Source organism: Kitasatospora sp. NPDC048296 (assembly GCF_043201815.1).
GTDB lineage: Bacteria > Actinomycetota > Actinomycetes > Streptomycetales > Streptomycetaceae > Kitasatospora.
This window is the reverse complement of sequence record NZ_JBICZB010000019.1, coordinates 39,903-56,325: the sequence shown is the minus strand read 5'-3', so window position 1 is coordinate 56,325 and position 16,423 is coordinate 39,903. Positions and strand designations below refer to the sequence as shown.

The following is a 16,423-nucleotide window of genomic DNA, read 5'->3' as shown; positions in this document are numbered from 1 at the left end:
CGGGCGGTGAGGCTGTTCACAGCCCGCCGTCCGGCCGACCGTTCCGCTTTCAACCTGTGGCAGACTCGGATGCCATGGACATCGGCCCGGTCACCAGGACGCTCCGCGCGGCGGTCTTCGCCGCGCTGGTCGTGCTGCTCGCCGGGCTGGGCCAGGTGCTGGTCACCGGCCAGGCGCTGCCGGTCGGCACGATGGGGCTGGCCTCCGTCGCCGTGTTCGTCGTGGCCTTCGCCCTGGCCGGCCGCGAGCGCGGCTACCCGGCGATCGCGGCGGTGTTCCTGCCGCTGGAGCTGGGCGTCAGCGCACTGTTCGACCTCGCGCAGAGCACCTGCCCCTCCCTGCCGCCCGGCGCCGCGCACGGCTTCCAGCCGCTGCTGTGCGGCGGCGGCTCGCTCGGCGGGTTCCTGCTCGGCCACGGCGTCTCCCAGCAGACCGGCGTCCTGCTGCTCCTGCTCCTGCACACGGTGATCGCGCTGGCCGGCGTGTTCTGGCTGCGCCGCGCGGACGCCGCCCTGACCGGGCTCGCCCGCGCGGTCCGGATGCTGGGCGAGTTCCTGCAGCGCCATCTTCCGGCCGCCGCCCGCTGGCTGCTGCTGCTCGCCGCGCCCGTCCCGGCCCGCCCGGTGGCGCGGGTGCCGTTCCCCCGGGCCAGCCGCGTGCTGGTCCCGGCCGAGGACGTGGTCGTCCGTCCGGCCGTCCGGCGTGGTCCGCCGGTGTTCGCCCTGGCCGCCTGAGCATCCCTTCGCTCGGCCGGTCCTCGCTCCCCCGCGCGACGCCGATCCGTCGCGCCCGCGCCCGCGCATGCCCGAGAGCACACGAGAGCACAGGACGACACCCCATGAGCAACACCCGTAAGACCGACAAGAAGACCACCGCCACCGAGCGCATGCACGCCGCCCGCGCCCAGGCCGAGCGCTCCGGTCGCATGCGCCGCCGGGTCGTGGTCGGCGCGGCCTGCGCCGCCGTGCTCGCCCTCGCGGCGGGCGTGGCCTTCGCCGTCGGCGGCTCCTCCGGCTCCTCCTCGGACGCCGCCGCGAACGGCCCGCTGGTCGTCCCGGCCAACGCGACCGGCAACAACGGCACCGTGATCACCTACGGCAAGGCCGACGCCCCGCACACCCTGGAGGTCTACGAGGACTTCCGCTGCCCGTTCTGCGAGCAGCTGGAGACCACCACCGGCAAGACCGTCCAGCAGCTCGCCGACAACGGCACGTACAAGATCGAGTACCACCTGGCGACGTTCCTGGACAAGAACCTCGGCGGCAAGGGCTCGCGCACCGCGCTGGCGGCGGCCGGCGCCGCGCTGAACGAGGGCGTGGACAAGTTCAAGCAGTTCCACGACGTGCTGTACGCCAACCAGCCGGACGAGCGCAGCGACGCCTTCGGCGACGTCAACCACCTCCTCGACCTGGCCGGCCAGGTGCCCGGGCTGAAGACCGACGCCTTCGTCAAAGCCGTCCAGGACGGCACCTACGCGCCCTGGGCGGCCAAGGTCAACGAGGAGTTCGACAAGAGCGACGTGACCGGCACCCCGACCGTCAAGCTGGACGGCAAGAAGCTGGACGTCCTCAGCAGCGGCAAGGCCGCCTCCCCCGAGCAGTTCACCGCGATGATCAAGCAGGTGACCGGGTGACGGCCGCCGCCCCTGCCGCGCGGATGAACGCCGCGCGGACCTACGGCGCGCGGGCCTACGGCGCGAGCCGTCCGCTGGCCTGGCTGCTGGTGGTCGGCGGCCTGGTCGGCCTGGTCGCCTCGACGGTCCTCACCCTGGACAAGATCCGGCTGTTGCAGGACCCGTCGTACGTCCCCAACTGCAACATCAATCCGATCATCAGCTGCGGCTCGATCATGCGCAGCGACCAGGCGGAGGCCTTCGGCTTCCCCAACTCGCTGATCGGCCTGGTCGGCTTCGGGGTCGTCGTCGCGGTCGGCGCCGGGCTGCTCGCCGGGGCGGCGTACCGGCGCTGGTTCTGGCTCGGCCTGCAAGCGGGGACGGTCTTCGGGATCGGCTTCGTCAGCTGGCTGATGTACCAGGCGCTGTACCGGATCGGCGCGCTCTGCCCGTACTGCATGGTGGTGTGGGCGGCGGTGATCCCGCTGTTCTGGTACACCACCCTGCACAACCTGCGCAGCGAGGTGATCCCGGTGGGCCCGAAGGCGCGGGTGGTCGTGCGGGAGGCCGCGCGCTACCACTGGGTCGTCCCGGCCCTGTGGTACGCGGTGATCGCGCTGCTGGTCCTCAACCGGTTCTGGTACTACTGGAGCACCCTGATCTGATCCCCCTCCGCCGCCCCCACCTGCCACGGCCGGGGGCGGCGGCGGTCCCCGCCGCGCCCGGCCCGGTTGGTCAGCCCTCGACCGGGGCGAAGGTGAACTTCTCGACCTCGGCGAGGAGTTCGGCCCGGCGCCGGTCGTCGATGAAGGAGGCGCGGAAGGAGTTGGCGGCCAGCCGGCGCAGGGTCTCCCGGTCGAGGGCGAGGGCCTGGCGGACGGCGCGGAAGTTGTCCTCGACGTAGCCGCCGAAGTAGGCCGGGTCGTCGGAGTTGACGGTGACCAGCAGGCCGGCGTCGAGCATCTCGCGCAGCGGGTGGTCGGCGAGGGTGTCGACGCAGCGCAGGCGGACGTTGGAGAGCGGGCAGAGGGTGAGCGGGATCTGCTCGCGGACCAGGCGGGCGACGAGTTCGCCGTCCTCCAGGCAGCGCAGGCCGTGGTCGATCCGCTCCACGCCGAGGACGTCCAGCGCCTCGGTGATGTACGAGGCCGGCCCCTCCTCGCCCGCGTGGGCGACGCGGCGCAGGCCGGCCTCGGCGGCCCGCCGGTAGACCTCGCGGAACTTCGCCGGCGGGTTGCCGACCTCGGCCGAGTCCAGGCCGATGCCCGAGATCCGGTCGAAGTAGGGGCGGGCGGCCTCGAAGGTCTCCAGCGCCGAGTCGGCGGACTCGTCGCGCAGGAAGCACATGATGAGCTGGGTGCTGATGCCGTACCGCTCCTCGCTGCGCGACAGCGCCCGCGTCAGCCCGTCCACCACCACGCCGAGCGGCACCCCGCGGGCGGTGTGCGCCTGGGGGTCGAAGAAGATCTCGGCGTGCCGCACGCCCTGCTCGGCGGCCCGGGCCAGGTACGCGTCGGCGAGGTCGGCGAAGTCCTGCTCGGTGCGCAGCACGGCCATCAGCGCGTAGTAGAGGTCCAGGAAGGACTGCAGGTCGCTGAAGGAGTACGCCTTCCGCAGTTCCTCGGTGTCGGTGTACGGGAGCGCGACGGCGTTGCGCTCGGCGAGGGCGAAGGCGAGTTCGGGCTCCAGGGTGCCTTCGATGTGCAGGTGGAGTTCGGCCTTGGGAAGCGGCATCAGCGATCTGTCCGGAGGTAGTGGGGCGAACCCGAAGATAGGGAGGAATTCATCCTATGATCTCTCCCGGCTGTGGGGGCGTGGTCGGCAGCTCCCGGACGGTGCGCAGCGGCGACAGCAGCGGGAGCGCGCCGCACAGCGCCATCAGGCCGGTCATCACCCACATGGTGGCGCGCAGCCCGATCACCGCGCCCAGTTCGCCGCCCGCCAGGGCGCCGAGCGGGATGGTGGCGTGGTTGGCGAACATCAAGGTGGCGCTCACCCGGCTGAGCAGCGCGGGCGGGGTGTAGGACTGCCGGAAGCTGGCGAGCACGACGTTGACGAACACCACCGCGGCGACCACGAAGAGCAGCCCGACCAGGTAGAGCACCGTGCCGAGGCCCGGGCCGGCCAGCGGCATCAGCAGACCGAACGGCGAGGCGGTGACCAGCACGATCCGCACCCCGCGCGCGCTGCCCAGTCGCCTGCAGAGCGGCCGGGCCACCAGCGCGCCGAGCACTCCGCCGACCGCGCCGGCCGAGGCGAGCCCGCCGACCCAGCCGGGGGCGATCCCGGCCACCCGGACCAGGAACAGCGCGCTGATCGACTGGTAGCCCATGAGGGCGAAGTTCACCGCCGCGCCGTAGAGGGTGAAGGAGCGAAGGTAGGGGTCGCGCAGCAGGAAGGCCAGGCCTTCCCGGACCTGTCGCGGCAGGCTCTCCCCGGCGGGCTCGGCCGTGACCGGCCGGGGCGTGGTCCGGATCCGCAGCAGGGTCACCGTCGCGATCAGGAAGCTCACCGCGTCGGCGAGCAACCCGGCCGTCGCGCCGAGCAGTTGGACGGTCAGGCCGGCCAGTCCGCGGCCGGCGACCTCGGCGGCCGAGGCGCTGCCCGCCAGCTTGGCGTTGCCCTCGATCAGATCCTTGGCCGGGACGAGTTCGGGCAGGTAGACGTGGAAGGCCGCGTCGAAGAACACCGAGGCGACCCCGCTCAGGAAGGCGACGGCCAGCAGCTGGGCCAGGGTGAGCACCCCGAACCAGCCCGCCACCGGCACGCTCGCGAACAGCGCCGCCGAGCTGAGGTTGCAGGCGATCATCACAGCGCGCCGGGACACCCGGCCGACCCAGACCCCGGCGGGCAGGCCGAACAGCAGCCAGGGCAGCCAGACGGCGCCGGTCAGCAGGCCGGCCGCGATCGGCCCGACGCCCAGGGTGAGCACCGCGACCAGCGGCAGCGCGATGGAGGTGATGCTGCTGCCGAGCCGGCTGACGGTCTGCCCCGCCCACAGCAGCCGGAAGTCGCGCTGGGCGAACAGGCCCCAGCGGGAACGGACCTGAGGGCTTTCGGACGGCGGGGAGAGGGTGCTGGTCACGGCTTGGCCGGGACGCTGTGGGAGAAGGCGAGGACGGTCTCGCGCTCCCGCCCGTCCTGGGGCACCGGCCGGTCGGCCCACTTCTGGATCACCGCGTGGAGGTCGGCGGCCAGCTCCCGGGCCTCGTCCGGGGTGAGCCGCAGCCAGGCCTGGGTGGCCACCGAGCAACCGTCCCGCCAGTCGGGCCCGTACCCGCCGCGCCGCACGGCCCATTCGCGGACCAGCTCGACCTGGCGTTCCAGCAGGATCGACCCGGCCGCGTCCGCGACGGCCTCGGCGACCGGATCGCCGTCGAAGTCGACCCGGGCCCAGCTGAGGTCCTTGTCCGCGAGCCGCCACCAGCGCTCGCGCCGGTCCCGGGCGAGTTCCGGCGCCTCCACGATCAGTCCGCTCTCGGCCAGCACCTTCAGGTGGTGGCTGACGTTGCCGACCGCCTGTTCGGTGCGCTCGGCGAGCTGCCCGACGGTGGCCGGGCCGTGCACCTTGAGCAGGTCGAGCAGCCGGCGGCGCAGCGGGTGGGTGAGGGCGGCGAGCACCCGGGAGTCGGAGATCTCCCGGGTGCCGCGCGGTTGGTCCGTCGTGTCGTCCATGGCTGGAGAATATCCACAAGAGCTCTTGTACGACAGCCCTTTTACAACTTCCCTTGTGCAATTCGCCGGCACATCCCACTCACCAGCACGGGTGTACGAGAAGGGGCCACCGGGCACCCGGTAAAGGGGGCTTCCGCCGAGGAGGTACCGAGATGCGGCACGCCAACGACCCGCACATCCGGCCCGAGGGCATCTCCCCGCACGCTCTGGGCAACGACACCCTGCTGCACGAGCTGGAGCAGCTGCACCGCACCCGCCACGAGACCTTCCTCTACGGATCGGAAGAGGCGCTGAAGCGCCACACGCTGCGCACCGGGGAGCTGGAGGCCGAGTACCTGCACCGCTTTCCCAACCGGCAGGTGACCGCGGCCCGGACCAGGGCCGGAGCCCGGGCCCGGGAGGCGGCGGCCCGGGTGGAGTCACTGCCGGAATGACGGACCGGCCCTCACCCCCGGCGGGACACGCCGGGCGGCGGTGGCGCGCCCGGGGCGGGCCGTCGGGGAGGGTGTGAGGGCAGACGCACCGGACCCGGACCCATCAGGGAGCCCCGCATGCCCATCGCCAGCGTCAACCCCGCGACCGGCGAGACCGTCCAGACCTTCGAACCGCTCGACGCGGCCGGGATCGAGCGGCGGCTGGCCCGCGCCGAGGCCGCCTTCCACAGCTACCGCAACACCTCCTTCGCCGCCCGCGCCGAGCTGCTGCGCCGGGCCGCCGACCTGCTGGACCAGGACCAGGAAACCGTCGCCCGCACCATGACCGAGGAGATGGGCAAGCCGCTCGCCGCCGCCCGGGCCGAGGCCGCCAAGTGCGCCAAGGCGATGCGCTGGTACGCCGAGAACGCCGAGGAGCTGCTCGCCGACGAGCACCCGGCCCAGGCCGACGTGGCCGACTCCGGGGCCGCCCGCGCGTACGTCCGCTACCGCCCGCTGGGGCCAGTCCTCGCCGTGATGCCGTGGAACTTCCCGTTCTGGCAGGTGATCCGCTTCGCCGCGCCGGCCCTGATGGCGGGCAACGTGGGGCTGCTCAAGCACGCCTCCAACGTGCCGCGGACGGCGCTCGCGATCGAGGAGCTGTTCCGGCGGGCCGGCTTCCCCGAGGGCTGCTTCCAGACCCTGCTGATCGGCTCGGGCGCGGTCGAGGGCGTGGTCCGGGACCGCCGGGTCGCCGCCGTCACCCTCACCGGCAGCGAGCCGGCCGGGCGGTCGGTCGCCGCCGCCGCCGCGGACGAGGTGAAGAAGGCGGTGCTGGAGCTGGGCGGCAGCGACCCGTACGTGGTCATGCCGAGCGCCGACCTGGAGGCGGCGGTGGGCACCGCCGTCCGGGCCCGGGTGCAGAACAACGGCCAGTCCTGCATCGCCGCCAAGCGCTTCATCGTGCACACCGACGTCTACGACCGCTTCACCGCGGCCTTCACCGAGGCGATGCGCTCACTGCGGGTCGGCGATCCGATGGACGAGGCCACCGACGTCGGCCCGCTGGCCAGCCGCCAGGGCCGGGACGACCTGGAGGAGCTGGTCGAGGACGCCCGCACCCACGGCGCCCGGGTCGAGTGCGGCGGCGGCCGCCCGATGGGCTGGGACACCGGCTACTTCTACGAGCCGACCGTGCTGACCGGCATCACCCCGGCGATGCGGATCCACCTGGAGGAGACCTTCGGCCCGGTCGCCACCGTCTACCGGGTCGCCGACCTGGACGAGGCGGTGGCCGTCGCCAACGACACCCCGTTCGGGCTCAGCTCCAACGTCTGGACCACCGACCAGGCCGAGCAGGAGCGCTTCGTCCGCGACATCCAGGCCGGCGGGGTCTTCTTCAACGGCATGACGGCCTCCCACCCGGCGCTGCCCTTCGGCGGCGTCAAGCGCTCGGGCTTCGGCCGGGAGCTGTCCGGGCACGGCATCCGGGAGTTCTGCAACGTCACCACGGTGTGGATCGGCTGAGCCCTCCCGGACGCCGTTCCACCGGCCGGGTCAGGAGGCCGCCATCCGGTGCCTGCCCCGGCCGGGCGTCGCCCAGCGCGCGAGGACGCCGGCCAGGGCGATGAACGTCAGGAACCAGAAGAAGGCCATCAGGCCGAGCATCGGCGCCCAGTTCGTCTGGACGCCGACCATGGCCAGGCCGATCGAGAGCGCGACCATGAAGGTCACGACGGTGGGGCTGAGGCTGAGCAGCCAGCGCCACGCCCGGTGCCCGAGGCTCGGGTTCGGCGGGGCGTCGGGGCCGGTTTCGGCTTCCTTGTAGGTGAGCAGGTCCATCGGGATCGCCTCCAATGCTGGACGGGACGGTGGGCGGGACGGAACGCCTGGCCCGGAGGTCAGGAGGCCTTGCGCGGAGCCGTGGACTTACGGGCGGGTGTCTTCTCGGGTGTCTTCTTCGCCGAGGAGGTCTTCCTGGCGGCCGCGGCGGTCTTCTTCGCCGGGGCGCGCTTGCGGGGCGCGGGCTCCTCCTGCGGCTCCGCGGCCGGCGCCCGTCCGCCCTTGGCCTGCTTGAGGCTGCTGCGCAGCGCCTCCATCAGGTCGATCACGTTGTCCGGCGCCGGGCCGGGCTCCTCCTCGTGCGGCAGCTCGACGCCGTCCAGCCGGGCGGTGATCACCTGCTGGAGCGCCTGCTGGTAGTCGTCGTGCAGCTGGGAAAGGTCGAAGTCCTCGGAGAGGGTGTCCATCAGCGACCGTGCCATCTTGAGCTCCTGCGGCCGGACGGTGGCGTTCCCCTCGGGCGCGATCCCGGCCGCCGGGCGGACCTCGTCGGGCCAGATGCAGGTCTGCAGCACCAGCGTCCCGTCGTGCACCCGCAGTACGGCGGGCGACTCCCGGGTCCGCAGCGCGATCTTGGTGACCGCGATCTGCCCGGAGTCCACCAGCGCGTCGCGCAGCAGGGCGTACGGCTTGGCGGCCGCCTGGTCGGCGACGCCGACGTAGTACGCCTTGGAGAACATCAGCGGGTCGATCTCGCCCGCGTCCACGAAGGCCAGCACGTCGATGATCTTCTTGCTGGGCAGCGGCAGGTCCGCGAGGTCCTCGTCGGTGAGGGTGACGGTCCGGCCGTCCGGCGACTCGTAGCCCTTGGCGATCTCGGCGTACGGGACCTCCTTCTCCTCCCGCTCGCAGTACCGCTTCATCCGCACCCGACCGCCGTCCTTGGCGTGCACCTGGTGCAGCGGGACGTCGTGCTCCTGGGTCGCGGAGTAGAGGTGGACGGGGATGCTGACCAGCCCGAAGCTGATCGTCCCCTTCCAGGTGGTCTGCATGGGGTCGCTCCTGAACAGGCCGAGCGGCGTCGGAATTGCCCCGAGACTCCCACTCTGCCCGGGTTTGCGTCGATCGGCCACACCGCGTCCACAATGGGCCGGAGGAGGTCGATGCCGATGACCGTCCGGAGCCGGAGGAGCCTCGGCGGCCCGGCGCCGCCGCCGGAGCGGACCACGTACCGGGTGGCGTACGCGGTACGCGGCGAGGCCGTGGCGCGGCGGGCCGAGGTGACGCTGCTGCCCGGGCACTCCCAGGAGTCCGACGTCCCCCGGATCCTGGCCGCCCGCCTCACCGGGCGACCGGCGGACGCCGAACTGATCACCGTCCTGGAGCTCCGCCCGGGCTGAGTTCCGGAGCTCCCGCAGGGCATGGCGACCTTCCGCCACCCTGACGAATGGTCAGATTTGAGCTTTTCCCGCCACCTCCGCACCCACTCTGACCTGGCCCTTTATATTCGGTAGGCGAACAGTTATCAAAAGATTGTTCCGATACTCGGGCGTAGAAGTTACGTTTCACCGCATTGCGCGGGTCTGTCCCCCACCCTCCGGCGCGACGAGCCGAGGGTCATGCCGCGCTGGAAAGGCACAGGGCACCCTTGATGAGTGCGAAGACCACCAAGCCGGCGGTAGCCGACTCGGCTCCCGGCCAGTCGGGCCCGATCGGACACGGCGGCGACGGCCACCTGAAGGCCGGGCTCAAGAACCGCCACCTGTCGATGATCGCCATCGGCGGCGTGATCGGCGCCGGCCTGTTCGTCGGCTCCGGCGCGGGCATCGCGTCCACCGGCCCGGGCATCCTGCTCTCCTACACCCTGGCCGGCGTGCTGGTCGTGCTGGTGATGCGGATGCTCGGCGAGATGGCGGCGGCCGACCCGCAGAGCGGCTCCTTCTCGGCGTACGCGGACCGCGCGCTGGGCCGCTGGGCCGGGTTCACCATCGGCTGGCTGTACTGGTTCTTCTGGGTCGTCGTGCTCGCGGTCGAGGCGACCGCCGGCGCCAAGATCCTCAACAACTGGGTGCCCGGCGTGCCGCAGTGGGGCTGGGCGCTGATAGTGATGGCAGTGCTGACCGCCACCAACCTGTTCTCGGTCGCCTCCTACGGCGAGTTCGAGTTCTGGTTCGCCGGCATCAAGGTGGTCGCGATCGCCGCGTTCCTGGTGATCGGCACCCTCGCCGCCTTCGGCGTGCTGCCGGGCACCCACGCGGTCGGCACCAGCAACCTGACCGGCCACGGCGGCTTCCTGCCGCACGGCGTGGGCGCGGTGTTCACCGGCATGCTCACCGTGGTCTTCGCCTTCATGGGCAGCGAGATCGTCACCCTGGCCGCCGGCGAGTCCGAGGACCCGGAGAAGGCGGTCAGCAAGGCCACCAACAGCGTGATCTGGCGCATCGGTGTGTTCTACCTGGGCTCGATCCTGCTCGTGGTGACCCTCCTGCCCTGGGACTCCGCCGACGTCAAGGCCAGCCCGTACGTGGCCGTGCTGGACCACGTGGGCATCCCGCACGCCGGCCAGGTGATGGACGTGATCGTGCTGACGGCGGTGCTCTCCTGCCTCAACTCCGGGATGTACACCGCCTCCCGGATGGCCTTCTCGCTCGGCCAGCGCGGCGACGCCCCGAAGGCCTTCGCGACCGTGACCTCGCGCGGCGTGCCGCGGGTGGCCATCCTCTCCTCGGTGGTGTTCGGCTTCATCGCCGTCTTCTTCAACTACGCCTACCCGGAGACCGTGTTCGCCTTCCTGCTGAACTCCTCCGGGGCGGTCGCGCTGTTCGTCTGGCTGGTGATCTGCGCGACCCAGCTGCGGATGCGCAAGATCATCGAGCGCGAGATGCCCGAGCGGCACACTGTCCGGATGTGGCTGTACCCGTACCTGACCTGGGTCGCCATCGGCATGATCGGTTTCGTGATGGCGTACATGTTCACCGACGCCGACGGTCGCAAGCAGATGTACCTGTCGCTGGCCGCCGCGGTAGTCGTGATCGCGGCCTCGGCCGTGGTCGGCCGACGCCGACGGGCGGCGGTCGCCGCGCAGTCCTGACCCGTCCGGGCCGCGCCAAAAACGCCGGGCCCGGGAGCCGTTGCGGAGGCTCCCGGGCCCGGTTTGCCGTTCCGGGCCGGTGAATCAGCCCGCGCAGGTGACGAAGCGGTCACTCTGCGCCGAAGTCGGCGCCGCAAACATGTGAGCCCGCCCACAGGGGGTTTCGCATCTACGGTCCTCGATAGTGGACGCCTCGGGCCCACCGGCCGCCCCGCCGCCCCGACCGGAACCCGGCCGCGCCCGCAGTCGCCGCGCCCGGCCCGAAGAACGCAGGCCACCGGCCCTCGCACCCTCGTGTACCGCCATTGCCGCCCGCCCGCGACTCACAGGTGAGCAATTCGGACAAATCGCCCCAAACTACTCGCCATGCCCGGCCGCGCCCTCCTCGCAGCCACTACCCGACGTAGTAGCGAGCACCTTTGCCACCCGTCCTCGGCCCTGCCAAGAATGGCCCGTCGCCAGGCAGCGCCGGCCGGCCCCGTCCGCCGTGCGCAGCCCGCCAGCCCCGCCGTCACCGTCGGGGCGCCACGGCCGTCCCGGACGGCCGCGCGGGCCCCGCTCACCCGGAGCCCACGCGAAGCCCCGAGCCCAGTGCCACCGGCACGGCCCCCGACGGAAAAGGACCGCCCGCTTCATGCAGCTCAGCCATGCCCGCCGCAACTCCCTGATCACCGGCATCGCCACCCTCGTGGTTTCCGGCGCCGCCACCGCCGCCCTCGCCATCCCGCAGACCGCGCACAACACCGAGGCCGTAGCCCCGGTGGCCGCCGTCGTGGCGGACGGCAAGCCGGCCGCCGACCAGGCCCAGGCTGACACCGCTGCCGCTGCTGCCCAGCAGACCACCCAGGAGGCCCAGGCCGCCCAGGCCGCCCAGGCCAAGTCCGAGGCGGACGCCACCGCCCAGGCGCAGGCCCAGGCCGCCGCGCAGGCCCAGGCCGAGGCCGAGGCGAAGGCCCAGGCGGACGCCAAGGCCCAGGCCGACGCCGCCGCCTCCCGCTCCCAGCAGCGCCAGGGCCTCAGCAGCTACTCCGGCACCCCGCAGCAGATCGCCGCGCAGATCGTGCCGGCCGGCCAGCTGCAGTGCTTCAGCAACATCGTGTTCCGCGAGAGCAGCTGGAACCCGCTGGCCGTCAACGCCTCCTCCGGCGCCTACGGCCTGGTCCAGGCGCTGCCCGGCTCCAAGATGGCCTCGGCCGGCGCCGACTGGCGCACCAACCCGGTCACCCAGATCAAGTGGGGCCTGAACTACATGAACACCCGCTACGGCAGCCCCTGCTCCGCCTGGTCGTTCTGGCAGGCCCACCACTGGTACTGAGCCGACCCCCGCTCGGCACCCCCGGCCCGCGACGCGCACCCCGCGTCGCGGGCCGTGCCACGTTGCCGGTCGGCGTGTGCACGCCCAGAAGGCGGCGTGAAGATATGGCGCACGGTCGTACGATTTGCCACGATTGCCCTGGGTTACGCACCGTCAGGGCTTTGCCACGGTTCGCGCGCCCTCTTACGCTCCGGCGTCATGCCCTCACCCCTGATCAGCGTCGTGCTCCCCGCCTACGACCAGCACGGACAGCTCGCCGACTGCCTGGACCCGCTGCTCGCCCAGACCCTGGCGGACGTCGAGGTGATCGTGGTCGCCGACCGCTCCCCGGAGACCCCGGGCGGGCTCGCCGACGCGTACGCGGCACAGCACCCGCGGGTCTCGGCACTGCACCTGAACGCGGCGGTCGGGGTCGGGGTGGCCCGGAACGCGGGCGCGGCGCGGGCCGCCGGCGAGTACCTGCTGTTCCTCGACGCCGACCACCTGCTGCCCCGGGACGCCCTCCAGACGCTCGCCGACCGGCTCAAGCAGACCGGCCCGGTGGACGTGCTGCTGTTCGGCCACTCCCGGCGCCACAACGACCGCGACTGGCCCGGCGGCGCCGAGGCGCTGCTCGCCGAGACCGGCCCCGAGGTGTTCGGCCCCTTCGACCAGCCCGCGCTGTTCGGCGCGCCACCGCTCATCTGGGACCGGCTGATCCGCCGCGGCCACTGGGAGGAGCTGAAGCTCGCCTTCCCCGACGGCAGGTACGAGGAGGTCCCGGTCGCCCACGCGGCGCTGATCGGCGCGCAGAAGGCCGCCGTACTGCCGCGCGAGTGCGTCCAGCTGCGCCGCCGGGAGACCGTCCACCCGGCCGGCGGCCCCGGCAGCAGCGTCTTCGACCTGTTCGACCAGTACGAGCGCAGCTTCGCCCTGCTGGAGGACCAGCCGCACCTGTACGCGGTGCGTGACGCGCTGTTCGTCCGGATGATCCGGCACTACCTGTTCGTCTTCGACCTGGCCGGCTGCGTCTCCCGGGCCGAGCGCCCCCAGTTCTTCCACCGGGCCGCCGAGCACCACCGTCGCTTCCAGCCCCCGGGCCACCGCAAGCCGGGCGGGCGCGAGGGGATCAAGTTCTCGCTGCTGGCCGGCGGCGCCTACCCGGCCTTCGAGGTCGCCAAGCTCTCGCACATCGCGCGCGGCACCATCACCGGGCGGAAATAGCCGGCCTCAGACGTGCGCCGTCCCGCCCTCGGCCGCCATCGCGGCGGCGGCCCGGCGGGCGCGTTCGGCCCACACCTCGGCGGGCAGCGGCGGCAGCACGTCCATCCACAGCGGCAGCGTGGAGCCGCGCAGCTGCGTCAGGCCCTCGGGCCGGGCGATCAGCCACAGGTGCAGGTGCGCGCCGCCGCCGCCCCAGCGGTTCACGTGAACAGATGTCCCAGGACGGCGCGCCATCCGTCGGGACGGGCGGGCGCTCGCCGATCGGCAGGCGGGCGAGGTAGGCGCCGGGGCCAGCCGGGTCCGCGACCGTGGGATCGATGATCATGAGCGCCGAGGGTGCCACACGCCACCCCTACGGCGGTACCCCCGTCGTGCCCGGTACCCGTACGGCGCCCCGGCTGCGATCATCGGCGGAGCCGCTGCCGCACCCGCCCGGGAGGTCCCTGGTGAGCCGTCCGTCCGCCGCCCCTGGGGCCGCGCTGGCCCGTGAGCTGGCCGCCGTGCTGCGCGGGGAGGTCCGCTTCGGCGCCGCCGAGCGGACCGTCTACAGCCACGACGCCTCCAACTACCGGCAGCTGCCGCTCGGCGTGGTCAAGCCCGCCGACCTGGACGACGTGCGCACGACGCTGGCGCTGTGCCGCGAGTACCGGGTACCGGTGGTGCCGCGCGGGGCGGGGACGAGCATCGGCGGGCAGGCGATCGGCCCGGGCGCGGTGGTGCTGGACTTCCGCCGCCACCTCGGCTCGGTGCTGGAGATCGACCCGCAGGCCCGCACCGCGCGCGTTCAGCCCGGCACCGTGCTGGACGACCTCCAGCGCGCCGCCAAGCCGTACGGGCTGCGCTTCGGCCCGGACCCGTCCACCCACAGCCGCTGCACGATCGGCGGCATGATCGGCAACGACTCCTGCGGCTCCCACTCGCTCGCCTGGGGGCGCACCGCGGACAACGTGGAGCGGCTGGAGCTGCTGCTCGCGGACGGCACCGAGCTGACCGTCGGCGGCCGACTCACCGCCGCCGAGCGGACAGCGCTGCGCTCCGCACCCGGGCGGGTCGGTCAACTGCACCGTGAGCTCCAGGAGTTCACCGACCGCAACCTGGCCACCATCCGGCAGGGCATGCCCCAGCTGCCGCGCCGCACCTCCGGATACCCGCTGGACGCGCTGCTGCCCGAGCAGGGCCACGACCTGGCCCGGGCGCTGACCGGCACCGAGGGCACCTGCGCACTGCTGCTCGGCGCCACCGTCCGCCTCGTCGAGGACCCACCGGCGCGTGCCCTGGTGGTGGCCGGCTACCCCGACGAGGGCGCCGCCGCCGACGCCGTCCCGGCGCTGCTGCCGCTGGGCCCGCTGACCGCCGAGGGCATGGCCGCCGACCTGATCGCCGCACTGCTCGCCGCCGGCCCGCGCCCGCCCGCGCTGGACCGGCTACCCGCGGGCGAGTGCTGGCTGTTCCTGGAGACCGGCGGCGCCACGGCGCTGGAGGCCTACCAGGCCGCCCGCCGGCTCGCCGACGCGGTGCGCCGCGAGCCCTCCGCCACCGTCGCGCTGGTCACCGACCCGGTGGAGCAGCGCCAGCTGTGGGCGGTCCGGGAGGCGGGCGCCGGGATCGTCACCCGGCTGCCGGGCGGCGGCGAGGCCTGGCCCGGCTGGGAGGACTCCGCCGTCCCGCCCGAGCGGCTCGGCGACTACCTGCGGGACCTGCGCGCCCTGCTGCGCCGGCACAGCCTGCGCGGCGTCCCGTACGGGCACTTCGGCGACGGCTGCGTGCACCTGCGGATCGACTTCCCGCTGGACGAGCCCCAAGGGGTGCTGGTGTTCCGGGAGTTCCTGGAGCAGGCGGCCGATCTGGTGGTGTCGTACGGCGGCTCGCTCTCCGGCGAGCACGGCGACGGGCAGGCCCGCTCCGAGCTGCTGCCGCGCATGTATCCGCCCGAAGTCATCGACCTGTTCGGCGAGTTCAAGCGGATCTGGGATCCGGGGAACCTGCTCAACCCGGGCGCGCTGGTGGACCCGCGCCCGCTCGACGCCGACCTGCGCTTCGTCACCGGCCCGCGCCGCCCGCTGCCGCTGGCCCTGCCGTACGAGCAGGACGACGGGAGCCTGGCCAAGGCGGTGCACCGCTGCGTGGGCGTCGCCAAGTGCGTGGACCCGACCACCGGGGTGATGTGCCCGAGCTACATGGCCACCGGCGAGGAGCGGCACTCCACCCGGGGCCGGGCGCGGCTGCTCGCCGAGATGCTGCGCGGCGACGCGATCCCCGACGGCTGGCGCTCGGCGGAGGTCCGGGAGGCGCTGGACCTCTGCCTGAGCTGCAAGGGCTGCGCCAGCGACTGCCCGGTGCGCGTCGACATGGCGACCTACAAGACGGAGTTCCTGTACCAGCACTACCGGCACCGGCCGCGTCCGCTCGCGCACTACTCGATGGGCTGGCTGCCGCTGTGGCTGCGGGCGGTGGCGATCGCGCCCGCGGCGGCGAACTCGCTTGCCCGCTCCCCGGCCGGCGCCCTGCTCAAGCGGCTCGGCGGGATCGACCGGCGCCGGGTGCTGCCGGTCTTCCCGCCGGAGACCTTCACCCGCTGGTACCGACGGCACCGGGCCACCCACCCGGCCCCGACGGGCGCCCGGCCGGTGCTGCTGTGGCCGGACACCTTCTCGAACCACCTGCAGCCGAACGTGCTGCGCTCGGCCGTCGAGGTGCTGGAGCACCTGGGCTTCGACGTCCGGCTGCCCGAGGGCCCGGTCTGCTGCGGCCTCACCTGGTACTCCACCGGCCAACTCGGCACCGCCCGCCGGGTGTTGCGGCGCAGCCTGCGCACGCTGGCGGAGGCCGGGCTCCCGGCCGACACCCCCGTGGTCGGCCTGGACCCCAGCTGCACCGCCACCCTGCGCGAGGACCTGCCCCGGCTGCTCGGTGCGGACGGCCGCCCGCTCGCCGAACGCACCCGCACCTTCGCCGAGTTCATCGACGAGTACGCCCCCGACGCCCCGCTCCCCCGGATCCCGCTGGACGCCGTCACCCAGACCCACTGCCACCAGCACGCGGTGCTCGGCAGCGCCGCGGACCGCCGGGTCGAGGCCCGACTGGGACTGCACAACCGGGTGTTGGACTCCGGCTGCTGCGGACTGGCGGGCAACTTCGGTTTCGAGAGCGGGCACTTCGAGGTGTCCGAGGCGATCGCCGAGCGGGTCCTACTGCCGGAGGTCCGGGCGGCCGGGCCGGAGACGGTGGTACTGGCGGACGGCTTCAGCTGCCGCACCCAGATCTCCCAACTCGCCGACGGCCGGCGGGCGCTGCACCTGGCGGAGCTGATCGCCCGGGAACTGAGGGCTTAG

Annotated in this window: 16 protein-coding genes; 10 read left to right on the top strand and 6 right to left on the bottom strand. The window is 73.2% G+C overall.

Going from position 1 to position 16,423, the window contains the following annotated elements:
- Positions 1-74 precede the first annotated feature (74 nt).
- The 3 genes from ACGF12_RS14395 to ACGF12_RS14385 all read left to right on the top strand — a co-directional run bounded on the left by ACGF12_RS14395 (position 75) and on the right by ACGF12_RS14385 (position 2,277).
- A complete protein-coding gene (locus ACGF12_RS14395) occupies positions 75-734 on the top strand; it encodes a hypothetical protein (protein ID WP_393028635.1) in 660 nt (219 codons plus the stop codon).
- A 104-nt stretch (positions 735-838) separates the two neighbouring features.
- Positions 839-1,633 carry a DsbA family protein gene (locus tag ACGF12_RS14390; protein ID WP_393028633.1) on the top strand — a complete coding sequence of 265 codons (795 nt, stop codon included), beginning with the start codon at positions 839-841 and terminating at the stop codon, positions 1,631-1,633.
- 23 nt (positions 1,634-1,656) lie between these two features.
- The gene (locus tag ACGF12_RS14385) at positions 1,657-2,277 is read left to right on the top strand and encodes a vitamin K epoxide reductase family protein (RefSeq protein ID WP_393028749.1); all 621 of its coding nucleotides are present in this window, start codon (positions 1,657-1,659) and stop codon (positions 2,275-2,277) included.
- A 70-nt stretch (positions 2,278-2,347) separates the two neighbouring features.
- Here the strand turns inward: ACGF12_RS14385 and ACGF12_RS14380 are convergent, their stop codons facing one another.
- The 3 genes from ACGF12_RS14380 to ACGF12_RS14370 are packed head-to-tail and all read right to left on the bottom strand — an operon-like array spanning position 2,348 to position 5,287.
- Positions 2,348-3,346, bottom strand: a complete 999-nt coding sequence (locus tag ACGF12_RS14380; protein ID WP_393028631.1) for an adenosine deaminase — start codon at positions 3,344-3,346, stop codon at positions 2,348-2,350.
- Between the two features lie 49 nt (positions 3,347-3,395).
- Positions 3,396-4,697, bottom strand: coding sequence for an MFS transporter (locus ACGF12_RS14375; protein ID WP_393028629.1), 1,302 nt, complete (start codon positions 4,695-4,697; stop codon positions 3,396-3,398).
- Positions 4,694-5,287 (bottom strand): ArsR/SmtB family transcription factor, encoded by a 594-nt coding sequence (locus ACGF12_RS14370; protein ID WP_393028627.1) that lies wholly within the window; start codon positions 5,285-5,287, stop codon positions 4,694-4,696. The genes ACGF12_RS14375 and ACGF12_RS14370 overlap by 4 nt, the downstream gene beginning before the upstream one ends.
- Positions 5,288-5,439: 152 nt before the next feature.
- On the opposite strand from ACGF12_RS14370, the gene ACGF12_RS14365 reads away from it, so the two are divergent.
- Together ACGF12_RS14365 and ACGF12_RS14360 are read left to right on the top strand one after the other, a co-directional pair.
- Positions 5,440-5,721 carry a DUF6158 family protein gene (locus ACGF12_RS14365; protein WP_393028625.1) on the top strand — a complete coding sequence of 94 codons (282 nt, stop codon included), beginning with the start codon at positions 5,440-5,442 and terminating at the stop codon, positions 5,719-5,721.
- A gap of 117 nt (positions 5,722-5,838) precedes the next feature.
- Entirely contained in the window at positions 5,839-7,227 is a 1,389-nt protein-coding gene (locus ACGF12_RS14360; protein WP_393028623.1) for an NADP-dependent succinic semialdehyde dehydrogenase, read from the top strand.
- Between the two features lie 30 nt (positions 7,228-7,257).
- On the opposite strand, the gene ACGF12_RS14355 is transcribed toward ACGF12_RS14360, so the two are convergent.
- Positions 7,258-7,542, bottom strand: a complete 285-nt coding sequence (locus tag ACGF12_RS14355; RefSeq protein ID WP_393028621.1) for a hypothetical protein — start codon at positions 7,540-7,542, stop codon at positions 7,258-7,260.
- Positions 7,543-7,601: 59 nt separating this feature from the next.
- Positions 7,602-8,534 carry a Ku protein gene (locus tag ACGF12_RS14350; protein ID WP_393028619.1) on the bottom strand — a complete coding sequence of 311 codons (933 nt, stop codon included), beginning with the start codon at positions 8,532-8,534 and terminating at the stop codon, positions 7,602-7,604.
- A gap of 117 nt (positions 8,535-8,651) precedes the next feature.
- Between ACGF12_RS14350 and ACGF12_RS14345 the strand changes: the two genes are divergently transcribed.
- The 4 genes from ACGF12_RS14345 (at position 8,652) to ACGF12_RS14330 (ending at position 13,091) form a co-directional block, all read left to right on the top strand.
- Positions 8,652-8,882 carry a hypothetical protein gene (locus ACGF12_RS14345; RefSeq protein WP_393028617.1) on the top strand — a complete coding sequence of 77 codons (231 nt, stop codon included), beginning with the start codon at positions 8,652-8,654 and terminating at the stop codon, positions 8,880-8,882.
- Between the two features lie 251 nt (positions 8,883-9,133).
- Complete coding sequence (locus ACGF12_RS14340) at positions 9,134-10,573, top strand: amino acid permease (RefSeq protein WP_393028616.1); 1,440 nt, start codon at positions 9,134-9,136, stop codon at positions 10,571-10,573.
- 634 nt (positions 10,574-11,207) lie between these two features.
- Complete coding sequence (locus ACGF12_RS14335; protein WP_393028614.1) at positions 11,208-11,888, top strand: transglycosylase SLT domain-containing protein; 681 nt, start codon at positions 11,208-11,210, stop codon at positions 11,886-11,888.
- 198 nt (positions 11,889-12,086) lie between these two features.
- Positions 12,087-13,091 carry a glycosyltransferase family 2 protein gene (locus ACGF12_RS14330; RefSeq protein WP_393028612.1) on the top strand — a complete coding sequence of 335 codons (1,005 nt, stop codon included), beginning with the start codon at positions 12,087-12,089 and terminating at the stop codon, positions 13,089-13,091.
- 6 nt (positions 13,092-13,097) lie between these two features.
- Here the strand turns inward: ACGF12_RS14330 and ACGF12_RS14325 are convergent, their stop codons facing one another.
- On the bottom strand, positions 13,098-13,295 hold the full coding sequence (locus ACGF12_RS14325; RefSeq protein WP_393028610.1) for a hypothetical protein: 198 nt from the start codon (positions 13,293-13,295) through the stop codon (positions 13,098-13,100).
- A 242-nt stretch (positions 13,296-13,537) separates the two neighbouring features.
- Here ACGF12_RS14325 and ACGF12_RS14320 point away from each other — a divergent pair, with 242 nt between their 5' ends.
- Positions 13,538-16,423 (top strand): FAD-binding and (Fe-S)-binding domain-containing protein, encoded by a 2,886-nt coding sequence (locus tag ACGF12_RS14320; protein ID WP_393028608.1) that lies wholly within the window; start codon positions 13,538-13,540, stop codon positions 16,421-16,423.